The sequence below is a fragment of the Microbacterium sp. NPDC056234 genome (assembly GCF_042267585.1).
GTDB lineage: Bacteria > Actinomycetota > Actinomycetes > Actinomycetales > Microbacteriaceae > Microbacterium.
This window is the reverse complement of record NZ_JBHJTE010000002.1, coordinates 453,585-477,594: the sequence shown is the minus strand read 5'-3', so window position 1 is coordinate 477,594 and position 24,010 is coordinate 453,585. Positions and strand designations below refer to the sequence as shown.

The 24,010-nt window shown below is 67.9% G+C and carries 19 protein-coding genes; 11 read left to right on the top strand and 8 right to left on the bottom strand.

Annotation, left to right across the window (positions count from 1 at the left end):
* Positions 1-98: 98 nt before the first annotated feature.
* The 3 genes from ACFCYE_RS08160 to ACFCYE_RS08150 all read left to right on the top strand — a co-directional run bounded on the left by ACFCYE_RS08160 (position 99) and on the right by ACFCYE_RS08150 (position 3,729).
* Complete coding sequence (locus tag ACFCYE_RS08160; protein WP_376177807.1) at positions 99-1,799, top strand: long-chain-fatty-acid--CoA ligase; 1,701 nt, start codon at positions 99-101, stop codon at positions 1,797-1,799.
* A 77-nt stretch (positions 1,800-1,876) separates the two neighbouring features.
* Positions 1,877-2,362, top strand: coding sequence for a DUF1269 domain-containing protein (locus ACFCYE_RS08155; RefSeq protein WP_376177805.1), 486 nt, complete (start codon positions 1,877-1,879; stop codon positions 2,360-2,362).
* A gap of 71 nt (positions 2,363-2,433) precedes the next feature.
* Complete coding sequence (locus ACFCYE_RS08150; RefSeq protein ID WP_376177803.1) at positions 2,434-3,729, top strand: cytochrome P450; 1,296 nt, start codon at positions 2,434-2,436, stop codon at positions 3,727-3,729.
* A 1-nt stretch (position 3,730) separates the two neighbouring features.
* On the opposite strand, the gene ACFCYE_RS08145 is transcribed toward ACFCYE_RS08150, so the two are convergent.
* Both ACFCYE_RS08145 and ACFCYE_RS08140 read right to left on the bottom strand, forming a co-directional pair.
* On the bottom strand, positions 3,731-4,999 hold the full coding sequence (locus ACFCYE_RS08145) for an APC family permease (RefSeq protein ID WP_376178157.1): 1,269 nt from the start codon (positions 4,997-4,999) through the stop codon (positions 3,731-3,733).
* A gap of 94 nt (positions 5,000-5,093) precedes the next feature.
* Positions 5,094-5,819 carry an SRPBCC family protein gene (locus ACFCYE_RS08140; protein WP_376177801.1) on the bottom strand — a complete coding sequence of 242 codons (726 nt, stop codon included), beginning with the start codon at positions 5,817-5,819 and terminating at the stop codon, positions 5,094-5,096.
* Between the two features lie 245 nt (positions 5,820-6,064).
* Here ACFCYE_RS08140 and ACFCYE_RS08135 point away from each other — a divergent pair, with 245 nt between their 5' ends.
* Positions 6,065-7,222 (top strand): DUF1611 domain-containing protein, encoded by a 1,158-nt coding sequence (locus tag ACFCYE_RS08135; RefSeq protein WP_376177800.1) that lies wholly within the window; start codon positions 6,065-6,067, stop codon positions 7,220-7,222.
* 9 nt (positions 7,223-7,231) lie between these two features.
* On the opposite strand, the gene ACFCYE_RS08130 is transcribed toward ACFCYE_RS08135, so the two are convergent.
* The 3 genes from ACFCYE_RS08130 to zapE all read right to left on the bottom strand — a co-directional run bounded on the left by ACFCYE_RS08130 (position 7,232) and on the right by zapE (position 10,208).
* Positions 7,232-7,738 carry a type II toxin-antitoxin system PemK/MazF family toxin gene (locus tag ACFCYE_RS08130; RefSeq protein ID WP_376178156.1) on the bottom strand — a complete coding sequence of 169 codons (507 nt, stop codon included), beginning with the start codon at positions 7,736-7,738 and terminating at the stop codon, positions 7,232-7,234.
* 59 nt (positions 7,739-7,797) lie between these two features.
* Positions 7,798-9,036: an ammonium transporter gene (locus tag ACFCYE_RS08125; RefSeq protein ID WP_376177798.1), complete on the bottom strand. Its 1,239-nt coding sequence runs from the start codon at positions 9,034-9,036 to the stop codon at positions 7,798-7,800.
* Positions 9,037-9,170: 134 nt separating this feature from the next.
* Positions 9,171-10,208: a cell division protein ZapE gene (gene zapE, locus ACFCYE_RS08120; RefSeq protein WP_376177797.1), complete on the bottom strand. Its 1,038-nt coding sequence runs from the start codon at positions 10,206-10,208 to the stop codon at positions 9,171-9,173.
* A 130-nt stretch (positions 10,209-10,338) separates the two neighbouring features.
* Between zapE and ACFCYE_RS08115 the strand changes: the two genes are divergently transcribed.
* Positions 10,339-11,232 (top strand): sulfurtransferase, encoded by an 894-nt coding sequence (locus ACFCYE_RS08115; RefSeq protein ID WP_376177795.1) that lies wholly within the window; start codon positions 10,339-10,341, stop codon positions 11,230-11,232.
* 19 nt (positions 11,233-11,251) lie between these two features.
* Positions 11,252-11,683 (top strand): SufE family protein, encoded by a 432-nt coding sequence (locus tag ACFCYE_RS08110; protein WP_376177794.1) that lies wholly within the window; start codon positions 11,252-11,254, stop codon positions 11,681-11,683.
* Here ACFCYE_RS08110 and ACFCYE_RS08105 read toward each other — a convergent pair.
* A complete protein-coding gene (locus ACFCYE_RS08105) occupies positions 11,667-12,836 on the bottom strand; it encodes an alpha/beta hydrolase family protein (protein WP_376177792.1) in 1,170 nt (389 codons plus the stop codon). The genes ACFCYE_RS08110 and ACFCYE_RS08105 overlap by 17 nt on opposite strands.
* Positions 12,837-12,861: 25 nt before the next feature.
* Between ACFCYE_RS08105 and ACFCYE_RS08100 the strand changes: the two genes are divergently transcribed.
* The 5 genes from ACFCYE_RS08100 to ACFCYE_RS08080 all read left to right on the top strand — a co-directional run bounded on the left by ACFCYE_RS08100 (position 12,862) and on the right by ACFCYE_RS08080 (position 18,915).
* Complete coding sequence (locus ACFCYE_RS08100) at positions 12,862-13,443, top strand: DUF3000 domain-containing protein (RefSeq protein WP_376177791.1); 582 nt, start codon at positions 12,862-12,864, stop codon at positions 13,441-13,443.
* Positions 13,436-14,632, top strand: a complete 1,197-nt coding sequence (locus tag ACFCYE_RS08095; RefSeq protein WP_376177790.1) for a ribonuclease D — start codon at positions 13,436-13,438, stop codon at positions 14,630-14,632. The genes ACFCYE_RS08100 and ACFCYE_RS08095 overlap by 8 nt, the downstream gene beginning before the upstream one ends.
* 72 nt (positions 14,633-14,704) lie before the next feature.
* Entirely contained in the window at positions 14,705-15,910 is a 1,206-nt protein-coding gene (locus tag ACFCYE_RS08090; protein WP_376177788.1) for a thiolase family protein, read from the top strand.
* An 8-nt stretch (positions 15,911-15,918) separates the two neighbouring features.
* A complete protein-coding gene (locus ACFCYE_RS08085; RefSeq protein ID WP_376178155.1) occupies positions 15,919-18,066 on the top strand; it encodes a 3-hydroxyacyl-CoA dehydrogenase NAD-binding domain-containing protein in 2,148 nt (715 codons plus the stop codon).
* A gap of 165 nt (positions 18,067-18,231) precedes the next feature.
* A complete protein-coding gene (locus ACFCYE_RS08080; protein WP_376177786.1) occupies positions 18,232-18,915 on the top strand; it encodes an SPFH domain-containing protein in 684 nt (227 codons plus the stop codon).
* Positions 18,916-18,959: 44 nt separating this feature from the next.
* Here the strand turns inward: ACFCYE_RS08080 and dxs are convergent, their stop codons facing one another.
* Both dxs and ACFCYE_RS08070 read right to left on the bottom strand, forming a co-directional pair.
* On the bottom strand, positions 18,960-20,900 hold the full coding sequence (gene dxs / locus ACFCYE_RS08075; protein ID WP_376178153.1) for a 1-deoxy-D-xylulose-5-phosphate synthase: 1,941 nt from the start codon (positions 20,898-20,900) through the stop codon (positions 18,960-18,962).
* Positions 20,901-21,049: 149 nt separating this feature from the next.
* Positions 21,050-23,884: an aconitate hydratase gene (locus tag ACFCYE_RS08070; RefSeq protein ID WP_376177784.1), complete on the bottom strand. Its 2,835-nt coding sequence runs from the start codon at positions 23,882-23,884 to the stop codon at positions 21,050-21,052.
* Between the last annotated feature and the right edge of the window lie 126 nt (positions 23,885-24,010).

Sequence of the window (24,010 nt, the reverse complement as noted above, 5' to 3'; positions counted from 1 at the left end):
AACCCCGAGGACCGCGGTCCTCGGGGTTCTCCTTTGCCCGAAGCACGTCCCAGCGCAAGGCCCTGACAGCGCGGCGAGGTTCTCGGCAGGATGGAACCATGACGGACCACCCACTTGAGTCCCGGCCCTGGCTCCACGCCTATGCGGACGGCGTCCCCGCCGAGATCGCGGAGCCGACGCAGACGTTGTCCGAGATGATGACGGCAAGCGCGAAGGTCTTCGGCAGCCGGCCGGCGCTCGACTTCTTCGGTGCTGTCACGAGCTACCGCGCCCTCGGCGAGCAGATCGAACGCGCTGCGGAGGGCCTGCGCCGGCTCGGAGTCGTCAAGGGCGACCGTATCGCCCTCGTACTGCCCAACTGTCCGCAGCACGTCGTGGCCTTCTATGCGGCCCTTCGCCTCGGCGCGGTCGTCGTCGAGCACAACCCGCTTTACACCCCGCGGGAGCTGAGGCATCAGTTCGAGGACCATGGTGCGCGGGTCGCGATCGTGTGGGACAGAGCTGTCGACGTGGTCGCAGGCTTCCCGTCCGACGTCAGAGTCGAGCACGTCGTGAGCGTCGACATCACCGCGGCGATGCCGTTCTCGAAACGCGTCGCACTTCGCCTTCCTCTGGCCAAGGCCCGCGCCGCGCGAGCGAAACTGACCGGTGCGCCGAAGACACGGCACTTCACCTCCTGGAAGAAGCTCGTGACACACCGGCGGCTCTCTCGGCGCGTCGCGGGACCGGCTCTGGACGACACGGCGCTGCTGCAGTACACGAGCGGCACGACGGGCCTCCCCAAGGGCGCCATCCTGAGTCATTCGAATCTTCGAGCCAATGCCATGCAGGGGCGTGCGTGGGTGCCGGGGCTCATCGACGGTGAGGAGACGTTCTACGCGGTGCTTCCGCTGTTCCATGCTTACGGCATGACGCTGTGCCTGACCTTCGCGATGAGCATCGGTGCGCGGCTCGTCCTGTTCCCGGCGTTCGACCTCGGCCTGGTCACCCAGGCGGCTCGCTCCACCCCGCCGACCTTCCTCCCTGCCGTACCGCCGATCTACGATGCGCTGGCCCGCGCGGCCGGTCGCGGAACGATCGATCTCTCGTCCGTGAGGTACGCGATCTCGGGCGCGATGAGTCTTCCGCCGGCAACCGTGCAGCGCTGGGAGGAGGCGACCGGAGGCCTGCTCGTCGAGGGGTACGGCATGACGGAGAGCTCACCGGTCGCCCTCGGAAATCCCATGGGACGCACTTGTCGTCCCGGGACCGTCGGCGTGCCCTTCCCCAGTACGGAGATCCGCATCGTCGACCCCGACGATGCGGGCATCGACATGCCCCTCGGAGAGCGTGGCGAACTCCTCATCCGAGGACCGCAGGTGTTCCAGGGGTATTGGGGTCGACCGGGCGACACGGCGGATGCTCTGCTGGCTGACGGCTGGCTCCGAACCGGCGATGTCGCCGAGGTGTCGGCCGACGGATTCGTGACCATCGTGGACCGTTTGAAGGAACTCATCATCACGGGCGGGTTCAACGTGTCGCCCAGCGAGGTCGAGGATGCTCTCAACGCCCACCCCGACATCAGCGCGGCCGCTGTCGTTGGCCTGCCGCGATCCAGCGGAGGTGAGGAAGTCGCGGCGGCCGTCGTGCTGCGCCGGGGCGCCGCGCTGGATGTGGACGCGCTGCGAGATTTCTGCCGCACGAGGCTCACGCCGTACAAGGTCCCTCGCCGCATCATCGCCGTCGACGACCTCCCCCGATCGCTGATCGGCAAGGTGCTTCGCCGACAGGTGAGGGATTCGATGCTCGACCGGCCGTAGCACGCTGGGGACCCGCCCGAACGCCCGAACGCCCGACATAATGGTTGCGAGAGCACACACCCAACGAAGGGACCATCGTGACCACATTCACCGCGTGGAAGTTCGAGACCATCGACGGCGCCGAGAAGGCGACCACCGTCCTGCGTGATGCCTCGAGCGAGGGGCTGATCCGCATCGAGGACTATGCCGTCATCGAATGGGAGCAGGGCGCCGATCGCCCGAACGTCAAGTACGAGAACCGCGATGAACTGCGAAGCGCCGGTTGGGGCGCCCTGCTCGGTGTGCTGGTCGGCGCGCTGTTCTTCCTGCCGCTCATCGGCGCCGCCGCCGGCGCGGCGATCGGTGTCCTCGCCAAGAAGATGGATGCCGTCGGCATCACCAAAGATCAGCTCGACACGATCGGCAAGGCGGTCGTGCCAGGCACTTCAGCGCTGTTCGTCGTCAACCACGACAGCGACCGCGATCGCCTCGCCGAGCGCTTCCACGGGCTGGGGGGAACCCTCATCGGCAGCAACCTGGTCTCCGCGGAGGAAGAAGAGATCCGCCGCGCGTTCGAGGACTGAGCCTTCTAGCACAACCACTGGTCCGGCGCCTCCCCCTCGGTCTGTGGCAGGCGCCGTGTCACGCTGACGGCATGACGAATCCTTTCCGCGATGACGCCCCCTCCCTCCTGCTGCGCGGCTACGACTTCGCAGAACGTATCTGGGAGAGGGTCGCCCCCGGTTCACGATCGGCCCCGATGCGCCTCCTCGGAGATGACGCATTGCTCGTGCGCGGATCCGAAGGCGTTCGACTGTTCTACGACGAGACTCTGATCGCCCGGCATGGCGCCATGCCTGCGGTCGTGCAGGAGACCCTTTTCGGGCACGCGTCGGTACACAGCCTGGACGGTGAGCAGCACCGTCATCGCAAGGCAGCCTTCGTGGCCGCCGCCTACGAGGACGCACAGGTCGCTCGACTGACGCCGCTGCTGGAACTCGAATGGCGTTCCGAGCTGTCCGCCTGGCTCGACGGAGGACGGCGCACGGCCTACGACGCGGCAGTCGGCGCCTTCGGCAGGGCCTCGATGACCTGGGCTGGCCTGCCGGGGACGGCGGCGGCGAAGACGCGCTGGGCGCACCGGCTCGCTCAGATCGTGGACGGGTTCGGCGCCCCCTACTCCCCCGCCTACGCAATGGCCCTCGCGAACCGATGGTGGTCCGACCGCCATTCCCAGCGTCTGATCGAGGCGGTTCGCAGCGGATCTCTCCACCCTGCCGAGGACGAGGCCCTGGCGATCTGGGCGCACCACCGGGATGCGGATGGACACCAGTTGCCGGCGCGTGTCGCGGGGGTCGAGCTGCAGAACAGCATCCGCCCGATGGTCGCCGTCGCCCGCTTCGTGGCCTTCGCCGGGCGTCGACTGCACGAGCAGCCGCACTGGCGCAGACGCATCGCCGACGAGGTGTCGGCGCGAGGGTCTCTGGTCGGAGGCCCGATCGCCGTCGCGTTCGCACAGGAGGTGCGCCGCACAGCACCCTTCGTGCCGATGCTCCCCGGACGCGCGATCGCCGACATCGACATCGACGGCCTGCATGTTCCCGCAGGAGGGCGGGTCGTCCTCGACATCCTCGGCACCGACCTCGACGAGGCCTCCTGGACCGACGCATCACGATTCGCACCCGACCGGTTCATCGAGCGGCCCGATTACGAATCGCTCACCGCATTCGTTCCGCACGGGGGCGGTTCCGTCGCGGCCGGACACCGCTGCCCGGGAGAGAAGCTCGCCGTCGCCGGACTCGCCGCAGCCGTCTCGGCCCTGAGCGACCCCCGCGTGACGATCCAGAGCACCGGGCTCGGCGTCAACCGTCGACGACTGCCCACCATGCCTACGTCAGGGGTGCGCGTGCGGGGTACGGGAGACGCCGCACGCTGCCCCGTGCACCGTTGAGTCAGGACCGGGTGCGGGCGCGGTGTGACGCGCCCCACCGAGCGCCCAGGAACAGGATCGCGCCGACGGCGAGCAGGCCTGCGCCGAGCGCCCACACGATCGGGCGCTGCTGGGTGAGCAGCAGGACGCACGAGCCGATGCCGAGCACCGGGACGAAGGTCCAGACGCGGAAGTGGTCATGTTCGACACGGTCCCGCCGGAGCACCAGCACCGACACATTCGCGCTCAGGAAGACGAACAGCAGGAGCAGCACCACCGTCTCCGCCAGAGTCGCCAGGTCGCCGATCAGCGTGAGGAGCATGGCGACCGCCGTCGTCGCGATGATCGCGACCCAGGGCGTGCGTCGTGTCGGGAGCACACGAGCGAGCACGCCCGGAAGAAGTCGCTGCTCCGCCATCCCGTAGGCGAGTCGACTCGCCATGATCATCGTGAGCAACGCACCGTTCGCGACCGCGACCAAGGCGATGAGGCTGAAGAGCCACGAAGGGATGCTGACCCCGGTCGCCTCGACGACGGCGAGGAGCGGTCCGCTGGACTCCTGGAGCTCTTCCGGCGGCAGGGCGGCCGCGCTCGCGAGACCGACGAGCACGTACACGACCCCGGCGGTGAGAAGCGCGCCGAACAGTGCTCGCGGGTACGTGCGTGTAGGCGCTTTGACCTCCTCGATGACGTTCGCCGAGGTCTCGAAGCCCACGAACGAGTAGTACGCGACGATCGCGCCGGAAAGGACGGCGAGCCCTGTGGCGGTTCCCTCAGGGACCTCCATCACGCGAGTGACGTCGCCACCGCCACCGCCGACGAACATCGCCACGACCACGACGACGATCACCAGACCACTCACCTCGATGACCGTCATGACGATGTTCGCACCGAGCGACTCCTTGATCCCACGCATGTTGAGAGCGGCGATCGCCGCCAGGAACAGGATCGCCACCAGGACGGTCGGCAGATCGACGAAGGTCCGCAGGTAGTCGCCGGCGAACGCGAGCGCGAGACCCGCGGCACTCGTCACCCCGGCGGCGAGCATGCTGAATCCGACGAGGAACGACACGGTCCTGTTGTGGAAGGCGCGCTCCGCGAAGACCGCTGCGCCGCCGGCCCGCGGATACTTCGTGACGAGTTCGGCATACGATCCCGCGGTGAGCAGCGCGAGCAGCAGCGCCACGGCCAGCGGCGCCCAGAGCATCCCACCCACGTCCTGCGACAGGACCCCCATGAGCGCGTAGACACCGGCGCCGAGCACATCGCCGAGGATGAAGGCGAACAGCATCGGACCGGTGATCGCCCGCCGGAGGCCGGTGGTGCCGCGCTCGTCGCGCTCGTCGCCCGCGTCGTGTTCTGGCGTCGGTTCTCCGGCGGCGCCGTCAGTCATCGCGATGATCCGGGGCGTCGGCCTCCGGCATCCCGGGTCCTGGTCCCGGACGCACATCTGCGTCCGGCGCGATGTCCACGCGCGTGACGCCGTCCGCTTCCGAGACGACGACGCGCGGCTCGGCGTCCGCCTCGGTCGCATTCGGCGCGCTCGTCAGCTGATCGCGTCTCTTCTCCTCGTGCGTCATGTCGTCGCTCATCTCGGTGCCTTCCCGTTCGTCGTGATCGTTGCGTCGCCGGCCGCCTGCCCCGCCCTCGGCCAGATAGGCGAGCCGGTGCAGGGTCTCCGCATTGCGCCATCGCAGGAGCGCGCTGGACACCGTCGACGGCAGGAGCGTGGCGGGGCCGCGCACAGGGCGCTCCTGAATGCGTACGACGCATCCCCCGCCCCGGGGCCGGGCCTCGATGAGCACCTCGGCCTCGCCGATCGGCCACCCGCGCGCTCGCAGCACCGCACGCCGAGGCGGATCCCACTCGAGGCAGACCGTCGTGTCGTCGATCAGGAACGGCCACGCGCCGAAGGAGTGATGAAGACGCGCCTGTTCGCCCGGCCAGTCTGCCTCGACATCCCGCATGCGCGATGCCCCGACGACCCACGACGGGTAGACCCAGCCATCGGCCAGCACGGCGAACACCTCGTCGACCGTGCACTGCAGCAGGCGGACATTGCGCGCACGCCGTCCGATCCGCGAAGACTCCGCCGGTTCATCGCCGCCCATCGGCATCCCCTTCCCTCCCGGGTGACGCTACGGGCCGCGACCGGGCTTTCCCAGGGGGTTGCCCTTTCAGGGGCGGCCCGGTATCCGGCCGGCGCGCTCTCCCGCCCCGGGGTCCTCCCAGGCGGCGGTGCTACTGTCGGAGCGTCGGCATCTCGCCGGCATCAGGGAAGACTTCTTGTCGACCAACGGGCCCACTCGGTCATTTCGTTCTCCGTCGCCTCCTCTGTGTGAGCACGAGGAGACCCATGTCCACCCCGCCCCTTTCCTCTTCGATCGACCCGTCGTCGCACGGCTGGGCCGAGCCCCTCTCGCTTCCCGTGGGCACGACCGCCGTCGTGTACTGCGAAGGGCAGTTCGGCGAGCAGGACGGCAAGACCGCCAACGGACTCGTCCGCCATTCGGAGAAGTACGACATCCTGAGCGTCATCGACAGCCGTTACGCCGGCACGGACGCCGGCACGGTCCTCGACGGCGTCCACAACGGGATCCCGGTGCTCGGCACGCTCGCTCAGGCCATCGCCCACGCCGGCCGCGTCCCCGACTATCTGATCTGCGGACTCGCACCTGCGGACGGGCTGCTCTCCCCTGCCCAGCGCGTCGTTCTCCTGGACGGCATCGCCCGCGGGATGCACATCATCAACGGCCTGCACGAATTCCTCAATGACGATGCCGAGTTCGCAGCCGCGAGTCTGGTCGCCGGGGTCACGATCACCGACGTGCGTCGTCCGCGTGACAAGAAGGACCTGCACCTGTTCGACGGCCGCATCTTCGACGTCACGTGTCCGCGCATCGCGATCCTCGGCACCGACGGCGCCATCGGCAAGCGGACCACGTCGACCCTGCTCGTGCAGGCGCTCAACGAGCACGGCATCCGCGCGGTCATGGTCGGCACCGGCCAGACCACGATCATCCAGGGCGGACGCTACGGTGTCGCCCTGGACGCGCTCGTTCCGCAGTTCTGCTCCGGCGAGGTCGAGAATCAGGTCGTCCTCGCGTTCGAAGGCGAGGACCCTGACGTGATCATCGTCGAGGGCCAGGGCGCGCTCAGCCATCCTGCGTACCTGACCTCCGCGCACATCCTCCGCGGCAGTCGTCCAGCCGGCGTCATCGTCCAGCACGCTCCCGGTCGACGGATGCTCGGCGACTTCCCGATGGTCGCCATGCCCACCGTCGCCTCGGAGGTCGCACTGATCGAGGCATTCGCGGACACACGAGTGATCGGCGTGACCGTGAACCACGAGAACCTGACCGACGCGGGAATCGACTCTGCGATCGACGAGATCGAACTCGACCTCGGCATCCCGGCCACCGATCCGCTGACGCGTCCTCAGTACGAGCTGGTCGACATGGTCCTGCAGGCGTTCCCCCACCTTGCAGAGCGCCGGGCGGCAGCCCAGCGCTGACCCTGCGGGTCAGCTCGCGCGCCACCCGTACCGGTGCACGAGCGCCTGCGCGACGCGATCATAGCGGGCACGCTGGAGGATCGCCGCTTCGCGACGCATCCCCGCCTCATGCACGCTGTACAGCTCCTCGATGTCGACCCAGGACTCGCGCCCTGCGCGATCCCACTCCCCCGCGCCGATCGACAGGTAGTCCCGGTGTCCGTCGTGCGGTTTGCTCGTCATCCGCACGGCGTACACCCGCGTGTCCGACTGGCGCCCGATGACGAGCACGGGGCGATCCTTGCCTCGTCCGTCGTTCTCCTCGTACGGCACCCATGTCCAGATGATCTCGCCGGCATCCGGCGATCCGTCCCGAGCCGGTGCGTATTCGACCCGCAGCCGGTCGAGGCGGAGCGGATCGATGCGGATGGTCTCGCTCCCCCGCCCCTGCCCCGGAGAGGACTCCGCAACAGACGTACGTCCCGGCTCCCTCTCGGAAGTCCGGGACGTACGACCGGTCAGCGCGGTGACCAGCATTCCGGCGATCTGGGCGAAGAGGCTCCTGCTCGAACTCACCCCGTCACCCTATCGGCGCTTCATGCGTCGACGAGCGCGTAGCCCTCCTCGCCGTGCACGACCGAGTCGACCCCGGCGATCTCATCCTCGTTCGTGATGCGGAAGCCGATCGTCTTCTCGATCGCGAACCCGATGATCAGGGCCACGACGAAGGAGTAGATGAGAACACCGAGCGCCGCGATCACCTGGACGGCGAGCAGGCGAGCATCGCCGCCCACGAACAGGCCCTGGTCGGTCGCGAAGAAGCCGAGGTAGACCGTACCGAGCAGGCCGCCGACGAGGTGGATGCCGACGACGTCGAGCGAGTCGTCGAAACCGAGGCGGAACTTCAACTCGACGGCGAGGGCGCACAGGATGCCGGACAGGGCGCCCAGCAGCAGCGCCCAACCGGGAGTGAGATTCGCACACGCCGGCGTGATGGCGACGAGTCCGGCGACAGCGCCTGATGCGGCGCCGACGGAGGTCGCCTTGCCCTCCTTGAAGCGCTCGATGAGGATCCAGCCGAGGATCGCTGCAGCGGTGGCGCCGAGCGTGTTGATGCCGATCAGCCCCACACCGCCCATGTCCTCTGACAGCCACTCCGCACCCGCGTTGAACCCGAACCACCCGAACCACAGCAGTGCGGCGCCGAGCAGGGTCAGCGGCACATTGTGCGGCTTGAGGATGCCCTTCTGGAATCCGATGCGCTTGCCCAGCACGAGTGCCAGCGCCAGCGCAGCGGCACCCGCGTTGATGTGCACGGCCGTGCCGCCCGCGTAGTCGATGACGGCGATACCGCTGTCCTCCCCGAACAGCCATGCGCCGAGATTCATCACCCAGCCGCCGCCCCAGACCCACGCCGCGATCGGGAAGTAACCGACCGTCGCGAACACGCCGGCGAAGATCAGCCAGCTGCCGAACTTCGCGCGGTCGGCGATCGCGCCCGAGATCAGCGCGATCGTGATGATCGCGAACGTCGCGCCATACGCGACGCCGAGCAGCGCCACGTTGGAGCCCTCACCCGCCGCGAGGGAGGCGAGACCGAAGTCGGCCAACGGGTTGCCGGCGAACGCGGTCGGGGACTCGACGGCGCTCATCGAGAAACCGAAGAGAATCCACAGCACGGCGACGAGGCCGATCGAGCCGAAGCTCATCATCATCATGCTGACGACGCTCTTGGCCTTCACGAGCCCGCCATAGAAGAACGCGACGCCTGGCGTCATCAGCAGAACCAGCGCTGTCGCGGTGATCGCCCACGAGATGTTGCCGGGAGCATCCATAGGAAAACCTCACATCCGAAGTAATTGAGAGCTTCAGTGTGGCGAGGCTCGATTTCGGAAAGGCGCGTGGTTTGTTTCTCGCCGGTTACACCCGGCCCTGGACTGTGAACATCACGTTACGACGAGCTTCGTGCTCACGCAGAATGCGTCAGCGCGTTCAGTCGAGAGGTGGCGCGCAGGTACTTCTTGCGATACCCACCGGCCAGCATCTCCTCGGAGAACGCCGCATCCAGCGCTCGGCCCGTCGCGGCGATCGGCACCTGCGCGTCGTAGACGCGATCGACGAACGCCACGAAGCGCAGGGCCTCGGACTGATCCGTGAGCTCGCGCACACCGCGAAGTCCGACGAGATCGATCCCGTCGATCAGTCGGATGTACCGCGACGGGTGCACCCTGGCGAGGTGCCGGATGAGGTCATCGAACTCGTCATCGGATGCCGTACCCGCCGCCGCCGCGGCATCCACACGCGCGGCGTACGCCGCCTCATCCAGTACGACCGCGTGCCCGTCGATGGCGCGCTGGCGGAAGTCGACGCCATCGATGCGGATGGTCTGGAAGCTGTCCGACATCTGATGGATCTCGCGGAGGAAGTCCTGTGCGGCGAAACGTCCTTCGCCGAGCGCATTCGGCGGCGTGTTCGACGTCGCGGCGAGCCGCGTCCCCGACGTGACGAGCTCGCCGAGCAGGCGGGTCATCACCATCGTGTCGCCGGGATCGTCCAGTTCGAACTCATCGATGCAGATCAGATCAGCGCCTCGGAGGAGGTCGACGGTGTTCTTGTAGCCGAGTGCGCCGACCAGCGCCGTGTATTCGATGAACGAGCCGAAGTACTTCCGGCGCGCCGGCATCGCGTGGTATATCGAAGCGAGCAGGTGCGTCTTGCCGACGCCGAAACCGCCGTCCAGGTAGACGCCGGGCTTCAGCTCGGGCTCCTTGGGCGCGCGGCGGAAGAGACCGCCGCGCTTGGCCGCGGTGCCGCGCCCGGCGAATCGCTGCAGCAGCTCCTTTGCGGACTCCTGCGACGGGTAGGCCGAGTCGGCGCGGTAGCTCTCGAAGGTCGCGTCGTCGAACTGCGGCGGCGGGACGAGTCCGGCGAGCATCTCCGGTCCCGTGACGACGGGCTGCCGGTCGGTGAGGCGCACGGTGCCGGCGCGGGGCGTCGATTCGGTCATGGGGTCCTGTGTCGCAGTCTTACGGATCGGGCGCCGGGCGCACCGAATGGATCTATCGTCGAAGGGGACGGCACAACACTACGCCGTCCACCACCAGAGCCTTCGCTCGCACACCACCGAGGAGCGCCCAGTGACCATCGACTTCGACACGACGTCAGAGAAGTTCGCCGAGTACGCGGAACCCGGTCGACTCGTCACGACGGCATGGCTCGCCGAACGATCGGGTACCGACGGGCTCGTCGTGGTGGAGTCCGATGAGGATGTGCTCCTCTACGAGACGGGTCACATCCCCGGAGCGGTCAAGGTCGACTGGCACACAGAGCTGAACGACCCCGTCGTCCGTGACTATCTGGATGGCGAGGGCTTCGCGCGGCTGATGAGCCGCAAGGGCATCTCACGTGACGACACGATCGTCATCTACGGCGACAAGAACAACTGGTGGGCTGCGTACGCCCTGTGGGTCTTCTCGCTGTTCGGGCACGAGGACGTGCGCCTGCTCGACGGCGGCCGTGATCGCTGGATCGCCGAGGGCCGGGAGCTGACCACCGAGCCGTCTGCCCGGGCGGCGACCGAGTATCCCGTCGTCGAGCGGGACGACACGATCCTGCGCGCCTACAAGGATGATGTTCTCGCGCACATCGGCAAGCCGCTCATCGACGTCCGCTCCCCGGAGGAGTACAGCGGGGAGCGCACGAGCGCCCCCGCGTACCCCGAAGAGGGCGCGCTGCGCGCCGGTCACATCCCGACCGCTCAGAGCGTGCCCTGGGGTCGCGCAGTGGCTGAGGACGGCGGGTTCAAGAGCCGTGCCGAGCTCGACGCGATCTACCGGGGCGACGCCGGGCTTCAGGACGGCGACGAGGTCGTCGCCTACTGCCGGATCGGAGAGCGCTCCAGCCACACCTGGTTCGTCCTCAAGCACCTGCTCGGTTTCGAGAACGTGCGCAACTACGACGGCTCCTGGACCGAGTGGGGCAGCGCCGTCCGCGTGCCGATCGCTACAGGCACGGAGCCCGGATCGCTCTGACCGTGGGACAATGGCACGGATGAGCATCACGCGCGTTCCCGACACTCTCGCGGAGATCCGCGACGACTTCCTCGCACTCGAGGAGTCGGAGCGGCTGCAGCTTCTGCTGGAGTTCTCCGGCGAACTTCCGCCCGTATCCGCGGAGGTCGCCGCGCATCCCGAGATGACCGAGCGCGTGGCCGAGTGCCAGTCCCCCGTCTACATCTTTCTGGAGGTCGCGGAAAACGTCGTCACGATGCACGCGACCGCGCCGCCGGAAGCACCGACCACCCGCGGATTCGCGAGCATCCTGGCGCAGGGGATCTCTGGACTCAGCCCGGATGAGGTGCTCGCGATCCCGGACGACTACCCGCAGTCGATCGGCCTGACTCGCGCGGTCTCTCCGCTGCGGATCGCCGGGATGACGGGGATGCTGCTGCGCGCCAAGAACCAGGTCAGGCAGAAGCGCTGAAGTCCTGCGCGGCTGCCCACTCGGTGATCGCGCGCGTCCAGCCGGTCTGGTCGTAGTTCCACAGCTTGGCGTGGCGGGCTCCCGAGAAGTGAGGCATCGTCACGATGTCGGGTCGGGACGCGGCCAGGGAATGCGAAGCATCAGCGGGGACGAACCCGTCGTCGTCGCTGTGCAGGATGAGGATCGGCACGTCGAGTTCCGCTGCCCTGGCGAGCATGTCCAGGCGATCGAACGGGATGGCCTCGTCCGCACCGCCCCAGCGTGCGGTGACCGGGGACGAGAGGATGCTCATCGCGAGCTCGGGCAGCGGGTCGCGCACACCCTGCTCGCGCGCCTGGAAGCGGAGCACCGAGCGCCAGTCCACGACGGGCGACTCCAGGACGAGCCCGACGATCGCGGAGCGCTGGCCGGACGACACAGCGGTCTGCAGCGCGATCGCGCCGCCCATCGACCATCCCATCAGCAGCACGCGACGTGCGCCGTGGCGCAGCGCGTACGAGATCGCACTGTCGATGTCGCGCCACTCGGACGCCCCGAGCGCGTACGCGCCACCTCGTGTGCGCGGAGCCTCGCCATCGTTTCGGTAGGAGACGACGAGATTCGCCATCCCCAGCGAGTGGAACACCGGCACGGCCCGCAGGCACTCGGCGCGATTGCCCCCACGTCCGTGGATCTGGATGACCCAGGTGTCGGATGCCGGGGCTCCTGGCGCCGCGGGGAACAGCCAGGCGGGGCACGGCCCGCTCGGCGACCCGATCAGCACGTTCTCCCAGCGCAGGTGCAGTTCTCGAGGCGAGCTGTAGTACCAGCCGCTGAACGCCGCCGCCCGATCGATCCGCGCGCCGGGGTCGATCTGCGTCAGCAGCTTGCGCCGGACGCGCGAGGTGTCCGCGCTCAGCACGGCGCCGAGTTTGACGTACCCGTGGGTCCCTGTCGTGAAGAGTCCGTAACGACCGGGGAGCTCGGTGTCGAGCGTTCGGCTGAGCTCGATCGTCTGCGCACCGGTGTCGACCGCGAGGATCTCGGTGTCCATGCCGCGTTTCTCGGGCGTCACGACGCGCCGTGCGACCGCGAGCACGACAAGGCCCGCGGCTGTGACCGCAGCGAGCAGTGTGAGGACGAGGGCCGTGACGGCGTGCCTGATACTCTTCATCGCCTCCTGACTCTAGCCTGTCACCGTGGACGCACATTCCGAGGCCGGAGCGCGCTTCGAGCACGCCGCAGCCGAACTGCGCGAGACGCCATTCCGCTCGGACATCACCGTGCGTGAGATCCCGTCTCCGCAGGGGCTGGCGCCCTTCGCGATCGCGTTCGCGGCCGACGTCCGTCCGGACGACCACGGCGACTCGATCTACGGCACGGCGCGCTTCGTCCTGCTGCACGATCCGCAGGCTCCCGATTCCTGGTCGGGGCAGTGGCGCATCGTGGCGTTCGCCCAGGCGCCGCTGGAGCCTGAGATCGGTACGGACCCCCTCCTCGCGGACGTCACCTGGTCCTGGCTGGTGGACGCCCTCGAGTCGCGCGATGCCGTCTATCACTCGGCGTCCGGGACCGCGACGAAAACGCTGTCCAAGGGATTCGGAGGCCTCGCGGCAGAAGGAGATGGTGCGCAGATCGAGCTTCGCGCGTCGTGGACGCCGGAGGGCACCTTGCGTCCGCATGTGGAAGCATGGGCAGAGCTGGTGGGGATGCTCGCCGGGCTTCCGCCCGGTTCAGAGGACATCGCCGTGTTCGGTGCTCGAAAGGCGGCCCGTGACTGAGTATTCCGTGATCGATGATCGGGATGAGTTCGAACGCGCGTGTGCGCTCCTCGCGGCCGGCCACGGCCCGGTTGCCGTCGATGTCGAGCGTGCATCCGGCTTCCGGTACTCGCAACGCGCGTATCTGGTGCAGGTGTTCCGGCGCGGCGCCGGCGTCTTCCTCTTCGATCCGCCGGCGATCGGCGACTTCGCGGCGCTGCAGGAGGCGATCGGTGACGAGGAATGGGTCCTCCATGCCGCCAGCCAGGACCTCCCCTCGTTGCGCGAACTGCATCTCGAGCCGGCATCGCTCTTCGACACCGAGCTGGGTTCGAGGCTGCTGGGGCATGACCACGTCGGGCTCGCCGCCGTCGTGGAGGAGACCATCGGCATCACACTGAAGAAGGAGCACTCCGCGGCGGACTGGTCGACCAGGCCGCTTCCGGATGCCTGGCTCGACTACGCGGCACTCGACGTGCTGCATCTGGTCGACGTCCGCGACGTCCTCGCCGCGGAAGTCGTCGAGCAGGACAAGGTCGGCATCGCGGCCGAAGAGTTCGCCGCCACCCTCACCCGGCTCCCGAAGCCACCGCGGTCCGAACCGTGGCGCCGCCTGAGCGGTCTCCACCGCGTGCGCGGTGCGCGCAACCTGGCCGTCGCACGGGCCCTCTGGGAGGCGCGCGAGGAGTACGCGCAGCAGCAGGACGTCTCCCCCGGTCGGCTCATCCCGGATCGCTCCCTCGTGGCGGCTGTGCTCGCCGCGCCATCCAGCAAGCATGCCCTGGCGTCGCTGTCTGACTTCACCGGCCGGGCCAGCCGCACGCAGTTGGATCGTTGGTGGAGCGCGATCGAACAGGGCCGCGCCGCGAGCGACCTGCCCAAGGAGCGGGTGCCCAGCGACGCGCTCCCCCCGCCGCGTGCGTGGAGCGATCGCAACCCCGAGGCGGATGTCCGACTCAAGGCCGCCCGTCCGCTGATAGAGGCGCGCGCTGTCGAGTTGAACATGCCGACGGAGAACCTCCTGACCCCCGACCATCTGCGTCGTGTCACCTGGGAGCCGCCGGTTCCCGCGACCGCCGAAACCATCGGCGCGGCCCTCGAGGAGTTCGGCGCACGTCGCTGGCAGATTGAGGAGACTGCACAGAGGATCGCGGATGCCTTTGTAGAAGCCGCGCAACCGGTCGAAGCGCCCGAGGAGCCGGGTTCGTAGATTCGACCCAACCGATTCCGCACACTTCGGTGCCGCTCCTAGTCTGAAGACATCCCAAACCCAGGAGGCAGAGTGGCCGAGATCTCGGACGTCTTCTTCGTCGATGGAATGCGCACGCCGTTCGGGCGCGCCGGCGAAAAAGGCATGTACTGGAACACCCGCGCAGACGACCTCGCCGTCAAGGCGACGATCGGACTGATGGAGCGCAACGGCTCCGTCCCGGCCGACCGCATCGATGACGTGGCGATCGCCGCCACATCCCAGACCGGAGACCAGGGTCTCACCCTCGGTCGCTCTGTCGCGATCCTCGCCGGTCTCCCGCAGACGGTCCCCGGCCTCGCGGTGGAGCGCATGTGCGCAGGTGCCATGACCAGCGTGACCACCATGGCCGCGTCCATCGGCATCGGCATGTACGACCTCGCCCTCGCCGGCGGTGTCGAGCACATGGGTCACCACCCGATCGGCGGCAACGCCGATCCCAACCCGCGTTTCGTCGCCGAGAAGATGGTCGACCCCGGTGCGCTCAACATGGGCGTCACCGCCGAGCGCATCTTCGACCGCTTCCCGCACCTGACCAAGGAGCGCTCCGACAGGTTCGGAATGCTGAGCCAGCAGAAGGTGCAGGCCGCATACGACGCGGGCAAGATCCAGCCCGACCTCGTGCCCGTCGCGATCAAGGACGGCGAGGGCGCCTGGGGTCTCGCGTCCGAGGACGAAGGCCGTCGGCCCCAGACCACGATGGCGGATCTCGCCTCGTTGAAGACGCCGTTCCGTCCGCACGGACGCGTGACGGCCGGCACGTCCTCTCCGCTGACCGACGGCGCCACGATGTCGCTGCTCGCCGGCGGGGCAGCGGTCAAGGAGCTCGGGCTGCGCCCGAAGATGAAGCTCGTCTCGTTCGCCTTCGCCGGCGTCCAGCCCGAGATCATGGGCATCGGTCCGATCCCTTCCACCGAGAAGGCGCTGAGAAAGGCCGGGCTCACCATCTCGGACATCGGGCTGTTCGAGCTGAACGAGGCGTTCGCGATCCAGGTGATCTCACTGCTCGATCACTTCGGTATCGCCGACGACGATCCTCGGGTCAACCAGTGGGGCGGTGCGATCGCACTCGGGCACCCGCTCGCGGCATCCGGAGTCCGCCTCATGATCCAGCTCGCGGCGCAGTTCGCCGAACGACCGGACGTCCGCTACGGCCTGACCGCCATGTGCGTCGGCCTCGGCCAGGGCGGCTCGGTCATCTGGGAGAACCCGTTCTACGACGGCAAGAAGCGGAAGTGAGCGCATCCATGACGAACTACGACGAGATCGACTTCGCCCCGATCCTTGCGCTCACGGATGACGAGGTCGTCACGCACTCCCCCGTGCGCGACATCCGCCTCAGCTCCGGCAAGGTGCTCGCCCTCATCACGCTCGACAACGGACGCGACCACACCCGGCCGAACACGCTGGGTCCCGCCACCCTGACCGAGCTCGGCGAGACGCTCGCGGGTCTCAAAACCCGCGCGGCATCCGGCGAGATCCACGCGGTCGGCATCACCGGCAAGCAGTACATCCTGGCCGCCGGCGCCGACCTGTCAGACATCAGCATGGTCGGGTCGAAGGACAACGCGCGCCTCATCGCCCAGCTCGGCCACAAGGTCCTCGGTTCACTGAGCGAGCTCGGCGTACCGTCCTTCGCGTTCGTGAACGGCCTCGCCCTCGGCGGTGGACTGGAGATCGCGCTGAACAGCACGTATCGCACGGTCGACGCGTCGGCCGCGGCCGTCGCGCTTCCCGAGGTGTTCCTCGGGATCATCCCCGGATGGGGCGGCGCCTACCTGCTGCCGAATCTGATCGGAATCGAGAACGCGCTCGAGGTGGTCATCTCGAACCCGCTCAAGCAGAACCGGATGCTCAAGCCCCAGCAGGCGTTCGACTACGGGATCTTCGATGCGATCTTCCCCGCCGCCAACTACCTGGAGAACTCGCTGGCCTGGGCGGATGCCGTCCTCACCGGCGCGACCAGGGTGGAGCGCAGGAACGAGCCCGGAAAGATCGAGCGTCTCACCAAGTGGCCGATCGCCGTCAAGATGGCACGCGGCATGCTGGAATCCAAGATCGGCACCGTCCCGCGTTCCCCGTATGCCGCGCTCGAGCTGCTCGACAAAGCCCGCAGCGGCACGAAGGCCGAAGGCTTCGCCCGTGAGGACGAGGCACTGGCCGAGCTCGTGACGGGCGACCAGTTCGCGGCGTCCATGTACGCGTTCGACCTGGTGCAGAAGCGCGCGAAGCGCCCCGTCGGCGCCCCCGACAAGGCGCTCGCGAAGAAGGTCACGAAGGTCGGCATCATCGGCGCCGGCCTCATGGCGAGCCAGTTCGCGCTGCTGTTCGTCCGCAAGCTGCAGGTGCCGGTGCTCATCACCGACATCGACCAGGCCAGGGTCGACAAGGGCGTGGCGTACATCCACGAGGAGATCGGCAAGCTCGAGGCCAAGGGCCGCCTGGATGCCGACACGGCGAACAAGCTGCGGGGCCTCATCCACGGCACGGTCGACAAGACCGAGTACGCGGACGCGGACTTCGTGATCGAGGCCGTCTTCGAGGAGGTCGGCGTCAAGCAGCAGGTGTTCGCCGAGATCGAGGGCATCGTGGCGGAGGACGCGATCCTCGCGACGAACACGTCTTCGCTGTCGGTCGAGGAGATCGGCGCGAAGCTCGCGCACCCCGAGCGCCTGGTGGGGTTCCACTTCTTCAACCCGGTGGCGGTCATGCCGCTGATCGAGGTCGTGAAGACACCCGTGACGAACGAGCAGACCCTGTCGACCGCTTTCGTCGTCGCCAAGAGCCTCGGCAAGAACGCGGTCCTCACCGCGGACGCGCCAGGGTTCGTCGTGAACCGTCTTCTGGCCAAGGTCATGGGCGAGGCTGCGCGCGCCGTGTACGAGGGCACTCCGGTGCACGAGGTCGAGAAGGCCTTCGCACCGCTCGGCCTGCCGATGGGCCCGTTCCAGCTGATCGACCTGGTCGGCTGGAAGGTCGCCGCTCACGTGCAGGACACGATGGTGCACGCCTTCCCCGATCGCTTCTACGCCAACGATAACTTCCACGCGCTGGCAGAGCTCGATCAGGTCGTCGAGAAGGACAAGGGCGGTCGCGTGACCGGCTGGACGAAGGTGGCGGAGAAGACGCTCAAGGGCGCGGTCGGATCGACGCCCGCGTCCGCCGCGACGATCCTCGAACGCGTGCAGGACGGGCTCGCGCAGGAGATCCGCATCATGCTCGATGAGAAGATCGTCCCCGAGGTCGAGGACATCGATCTGTGCCTCATCCTCGGTGCAGGCTGGCCGTTCATCGACGGCGGCGCTTCGCCCTACCTGGATCGCGAAGGCTCGTCCGAGCGGGTGTTCGGCGGCACGTTCCACACGCCGCCGATCCGCGGCATCGCGCACCGCTGATCGCTCGACGTCCGAAGGCGGGATGGTCCTCGTGATCGTCCCGCCTTCGGCGTTCTCGCCCTCAGTGCGGCGGATCCGCGAACGGCGGGCGAAGGCTCGGTGAACATCTCGCTCTGCAGGGTCTGTTCGGCGTCCGAACGTCCGCGGATCCGTGAAAGTGGAGCCATGGACACGTTCCTCTCGTTCTTCAGCGTTCCCGGCATGAACAGCCTTCTGAAGACGGGCACTGCCGTCCTCACCGTGCTGCTGGTGGTTCCGGCGCTGCTGAAGCTCTTCCTGGTGACCATCGACGAGGGCTTCGCCGCGATCCGCACCCGCAACGGCAAGCCCATCGTCCGCAAGCCCAAGGGCATGCCCGGTGCCGCCGGAGAGGTCGTCGTGCTCTCTCCCGGCACCCATGGGGCGTTCCCGATGTTCTACTGGTACAAGCTCATCGATGTCCGCTGTCGCGCCACCGATCTGCCCGCCAGACAGCTCACCGGCGCGGCCGGACATCAGCATCTCGTGCACGCTTCGTTCGAATGGCGTCCGGTCGCCACCGGACGCGAGCTGCGGGTGTTCGAACTCGACGTCGTCAATGTGACCGAGCGCACGGCGAACATCGTGGGCTCCGCCATGCGCGACGTCGTCCGCGGGATCCCCGGCGACGTGCTGCCCGAGAACGCGGAGCTCGGTCAGCAGGTGCTCGCCGCGTGCGCTTCGACCGCGCTGCGCGACTGCGGCGTCGAGGTGGTGCGGGTCATGATCACCGGCGACGCTCTGACCGATGGCTATCTCATGTCGCAGGCGCTGCGCGCAGGAGACAGGGATGCCGAGGCCGCGGTCGCCGCACTGCACGCGCTGAACTGAGGGCAGCCGCCCATGACCGCGGCGTCCCGCCGGGGCACCTGCTCTCAGCGCTTCTCGTGCAACGGCAGGTCGATCGCGCCGGTCTCCCCTGCATTGCGTGCCATGGGGATCCGCGTGCCGAGAACCTGGGACACCACATCCTGGGCGATCTTGGACGCGGTCAGACCCGCGTCCGCAAGGATCTGGTCGCGGGACGCATGATCGATGAACTCATCCGGAAGGCCGAGCTCATCCACAGCCGTGTCGATCCCGGCCTCGCGCAGCACCTGACGTACTCGAGTACCGATTCCACCGACGCGGATGCCGTCCTCGAGCGTGATCACAAGCCGGTGCCGACGCGCCAGCTCGACCACCGACGGTTGGACCGGGATCGCCCACCGAGGGTCGATCACCGTCGCCCCGATCCCCTGGGCGCGCAATCGCTCGGCGACATCCACGGCCAGCGCGGCGAAAGGCCCGATGCCGACCAGGAGCACGTCCTCGGATTCGCCGCGCGACAGCACGTCGACCCCGTCGCCCAGCCGCTCCACCGCGGGAAGGTCGGCTGAGACATCGCCCTTCGGGAACCGGATCACGGTCGGCGCGTCATCCACCAGCACCGCTTCATCCAGCGCCTCGCGCAACCGAGCACCGTCTCGCGGAGCCGCGATACGGATGTGCGGCACGATCTGCAGCATCGCCAGATCCCACATGCCGTGGTGGCTGGGGCCGTCAGGACCGGTGACGCCCGCACGATCCAGCACGAACGTGACTCCGGCCTTGTGCAGCCCGACGTCCATCAGAACCTGGTCGAACGCACGATTGATGAACGTCGCGTAGAGCGCGACGACGGGGTGCAGGCCGCCGTATGCCAGCCCTGCCGCAGCGGTGACGGCGTGCTGTTCGGCGATCCCCACGTCGTAGACGCGCTCGGGGAAGCGCTCGGCGAACGGAGCCAGCCCCGTCGGACGCAGCATCGCCGCCGTCATGGCGATCACCTTCGGGTCGCGCTCACCCGCGGCGACGAGAGCTTCCGAGAACACGTCGGTCCACCCGGTGCCGCTGCTCGACAGCGACTCGCCGGTCGTGGGGTCGATGCGGTTCACGGCGTGGAACTGGTCGGCCTCGTCATCACGAGCCGGCTGATACCCGCGGCCCTTCTCGGTGATGGCGTGCACGATCACGGGAGCGCCATAGGACTTCGCCAGCTCGAGCGTCTCGATCAGGGCATCCAGATCGTGCCCGTCGACCGGGCCCAGATACTTGATGTCGAGGTTCGAGTACAGCGCAGCGTTGTTCGTGAAGCGCGAGAGGAAACCGTGCGTCCCGCCGCGGACGCCGCGGAAGACGGCTCGCCCGAAGGCGCCGAACGAGCGGAAGAGCCGATCCGACTTGCGGTGCAGGTCCTTGTAGGCGGCCGCGGTGCGGACCCGGTTCAGGTAGCGCGACATCCCGCCGATCGTCGGCGCGTACGAGCGCCCGTTGTCGTTGACGACGATCACAAGATTGCGGTCGTTGTCATCGGTGATGTTGTTCAACGCCTCCCAGGTCATCCCACCGGTCAGCGCGCCGTCACCGACGACGGCGACGACGTGCCGGTCGGCGCGGCCGGTCGCCGTCAGCGCCCGTGAGACGCCGTCCGCCCAGCTCAACGAGCTCGACGCGTGCGAGGACTCCACGACATCGTGCGGGCTCTCACCGCGCTGCGGGTAACCGGCCAGACCGCCGCGCACCCTCAGCTGCGAGAAGTCCTGGCGACCGGTGAGCAGCTTGTGGACGTACGACTGATGGCCGGTGTCGAAGATGATCGGGTCGTCGGGTGAGCGGAACACGCGGTGCAACGCGATGGTGAGCTCGACGACCCCCAGGTTCGGGCCGAGATGTCCTCCGGTGCGCGACACGTTCTCGACCAGGAACTGCCGGATCTCCTCCGCCAATTCGGACAGCTCCGCCGAGCTGAGACGGTTCAGGTCCCGTGGGCCCGTGATGCCGGGAAGAATGGGCATCTTCACCTCCTGGTCGCGTGCACGGAATCCGCCCGCACCGGCGGACTGTGTGATCATTCGATCCTACCGCCGCAGGCCGGGAATCCCCCGTGCCGGACGACGGAGGGTCCGGATGCCGAAGCATCCGGACCCTCCGATCAGTGCGGGTCTCAGACCAGCGAACGCAGCACGTACTGCAGGATGCCGCCGTTGCGGTAGTAGTCCGCTTCACCGGGGGTGTCGATGCGGACGACCGCGTCGAACTCGACCGTCTGCTTGCCCTCGGGCGAGTTCTCGCTCGGCGCTGCCGTGACGTGGACCGTCTTCGGGGTCACGCCGTTGTTCAGCTCCTCCAGACCCGAGATCGAGACGATCTCGGTGCCGTCGAGACCCAGCGACTCCCAGCTCTCGCCGGCGGGGAACTGCAGCGGCACGACGCCCATGCCGATGAGGTTCGAGCGGTGGATGCGCTCGAAGCTCTCGGTGATGACCGCCTTGACGCCCAGCAGGCTCGTTCCCTTGGCCGCCCAGTCGCGCGACGAACCCGATCCGTACTCCTTGCCACCGAAGATCACCAGCGGGGTGCCGGCCTCCTGGTAGTTCTGGCTGGCGTCGTAGATGAACGACTGCGGGGCGTCCGGCTGCGTGAAGTCGCGGGTGTACCCGCCCTCCACCTCTGCGCCGTCGTTGACGGCGCGCACCAGCTGGTTCTTCAGACGGATGTTCGCGAACGTGCCGCGGATCATGACCTCGTGGTTGCCACGGCGCGAGCCGTAGGAGTTGAAGTCCTTCTGCGCGACGCCGTGCTCGGTGAGGTACTGCGCGGCGGGCGTGCCGGCTTTGATGTTTCCGGCGGGGCTGATGTGGTCAGTCGTGACCGAGTCGCCCAGCGTCGCCAGGACGCGTGCACCGGAGATGTCGGCGACCGGAGTCAGCTCCATCGTCATGCCCTCGAAGTACGGGGGCTTGCGCACGTACGTCGACTGGTCGTCCCACTCGAACACGGGGCCCGTCGGCGTCGGAAGGCTCGTCCATCGCTCGTCACCGTCGAAGACGGTGGCGTACTGCTTGATGAACTGCTCGCGCGAGATCGACGAGTCCACGATCTCCTGCACCTCGTCCGGTGTCGGCCAGATGTCCTTCAGGAAGACGTCCTGGCCGTCCGAACCCTTGCCGAGCGCGTCGTTCTCGAAGTCGAAGTGCATCGATCCGGCCAGCGCGTAGGCGATGACCAGCGGAGGCGACGCGAGGTAGTTCATCTTCACGTCGGGGCTGATTCGACCCTCGAAGTTGCGGTTGCCCGAGAGCACGGCGGTGACGGCGAGGTCGTTGTCATTGATCGCGGCCGAGACCTCTTCGATCAGCGGACCGGAGTTGCCGATGCAGATCGTGCAGCCGTAGCCCACCGTGTAGAAACCGAGACCTTCGAGGTCCTTGTCGAGACCGGACTTCTCGTAGTAGTCGGTGACGACCTTGGATCCGGGGCCGAGCGTGGTCTTGACCCACGGCTTCTGCTTCAGGCCCTTCTCCAGCGCCTTGCGTGCCACGAGGCCGGCGGCGATCATCACCGACGGGTTCGAGGTGTTCGTGCAGGACGTGATCGCCGCGAGCGTGACGGCACCGTTGTCGAGGATGTACTTCTCCCCCGCCGGCGTCGTGACGGGGACCGGCTTGGAGGCGTGCACCGGAGCGCCGCTGTTGATGTGCACCGGACGGGTCGTCGTGTCCTCTTCGCCGGGAACCGACCCGGGATCGGATGCCGGGAACGAGTGCTTCGAGTCGAGGTCGACGATCGAGTCCGACGTCGACGCCGCAGCGTAGTTGACGATGTCCTTCTCGAACTGGGACTTGGCCTCTGACAGCAGGATGCGGTCCTGAGGACGCTTCGGGCCGGCGATCGACGGGACGACGGTGCCGAGGTCGAGTTCCATGTATTCGCTGAAGACCGGCTCGCTGGCCGGGTCATGCCAGAGCCGCTGCTCCTTGGCGTACGCCTCGACGAGGGCGACGGTCTGCTCGTCGCGGCCGGTCAGACGCAGGTACTCGGTCGTCACGTCGTCGATCGGGAAGATCGCAGCGGTCGAGCCGAACTCGGGCGACATGTTGCCGATCGTCGCGCGGTTGGCCAGCGGTACGGATGCGACGCCCGCACCGTAGAACTCGACGAACTTGCCGACCACACCGTGCTTGCGCAGCATGTCGGTGATCGTCAGGACGACGTCGGTCGCCGTCACGCCGGCCGGGATCTCACCGGTCAGCTTGAAGCCGACGACCCGAGGGATCAGCATCGATACGGGCTGTCCGAGCATCGCGGCCTCGGCCTCGATGCCGCCGACGCCCCAGCCCAGCACGCCGAGGCCGTTGACCATGGTCGTGTGCGAGTCGGTGCCGACGCAGGTGTCGGGGTATGCGCGCAGGACGCCGTGGACGTCGCGGTCGTAGATGACCTTGGCCAAGTGCTCGATGTTGACCTGGTGGACGATGCCGGTACCGGGCGGGACGACCTTGAAGTCCTGGAAGGCCGTCTGGCCCCACCGCAGGAACTGGTAGCGCTCGCCGTTGCGCTCGTACTCGATCTCGACGTTGCGCTCGAGCGCGTTCTCGCTGCCGAACAGGTCGGCGATGACCGAGTGGTCGATGACCATCTCGGCGGGCGAGAGCGGGTTGATCTTGTTGGCGTCGCCGCCGAGCGCCGTGACGGCCTCACGCATGGTGGCGAGGTCGACGATGCACGGGACGCCCGTGAAGTCCTGCATGACCACGCGCGCCGGCGTGAACTGGATCTCCGTGTTCGGCTCGGCCGCGGCATCCCACGAACCGAGAGCCTCGATCTGCGCCTTGGTGACGTTCGCGCCATCCTCGGTGCGGAGCAGGTTCTCCAGGAGGACCTTGAGGCTGAACGGGAGCTTCTCGTAACCGGGAACGGTGTCGATGCGGAAGATCTCGTAGTCGGTGCTGCCGACTGTCAGGGTGCTCTGGGCACCGAAGCTGTTCACCGTGGACACGAATACGTCTCCTTCTACTCGGATGGAGGCAACAGGCGCCTCCATCTTGCTCGCCAGCGAGCCCGGACGGCTAGCAAGGCGGACCTAACCAGTCTGCCCCGCTTGCGTCGCCCGCGAAAGCCTGCA

Bases quoted from the DNA above. Each gene is read 5' to 3' on its own strand.
- ACFCYE_RS08160 (WP_376177807.1), top strand. From the start codon at position 99: ATGACGGACCACCCACTTGAGTCCCGGCCCTGGCTCCACGCCTATGCG.
- ACFCYE_RS08150 (WP_376177803.1), top strand. From the start codon at position 2,434: ATGACGAATCCTTTCCGCGATGACGCCCCCTCCCTCCTGCTGCGCGGC.
- ACFCYE_RS08145 (WP_376178157.1), bottom strand. From the start codon at position 4,999: ATGCTGTTCGCCTTCATCCTCGGCGATGTGCTCGGCGCCGGTGTCTAC.
- ACFCYE_RS08140 (WP_376177801.1), bottom strand. From the start codon at position 5,819: ATGGGCGGCGATGAACCGGCGGAGTCTTCGCGGATCGGACGGCGTGCG.
- ACFCYE_RS08135 (WP_376177800.1), top strand. From the start codon at position 6,065: ATGTCCACCCCGCCCCTTTCCTCTTCGATCGACCCGTCGTCGCACGGC.
- ACFCYE_RS08130 (WP_376178156.1), bottom strand. From the start codon at position 7,738: ATGCTGGTCACCGCGCTGACCGGTCGTACGTCCCGGACTTCCGAGAGG.
- ACFCYE_RS08125 (WP_376177798.1), bottom strand. From the start codon at position 9,036: ATGGATGCTCCCGGCAACATCTCGTGGGCGATCACCGCGACAGCGCTG.
- zapE (WP_376177797.1), bottom strand. From the start codon at position 10,208: ATGACCGAATCGACGCCCCGCGCCGGCACCGTGCGCCTCACCGACCGG.
- ACFCYE_RS08110 (WP_376177794.1), top strand. From the start codon at position 11,252: ATGAGCATCACGCGCGTTCCCGACACTCTCGCGGAGATCCGCGACGAC.
- ACFCYE_RS08105 (WP_376177792.1), bottom strand. From the start codon at position 12,836: ATGAAGAGTATCAGGCACGCCGTCACGGCCCTCGTCCTCACACTGCTC.
- ACFCYE_RS08085 (WP_376178155.1), top strand. From the start codon at position 15,919: ATGACGAACTACGACGAGATCGACTTCGCCCCGATCCTTGCGCTCACG.
- ACFCYE_RS08080 (WP_376177786.1), top strand. From the start codon at position 18,232: ATGGACACGTTCCTCTCGTTCTTCAGCGTTCCCGGCATGAACAGCCTT.
- dxs (WP_376178153.1), bottom strand. From the start codon at position 20,900: ATGCCCATTCTTCCCGGCATCACGGGCCCACGGGACCTGAACCGTCTC.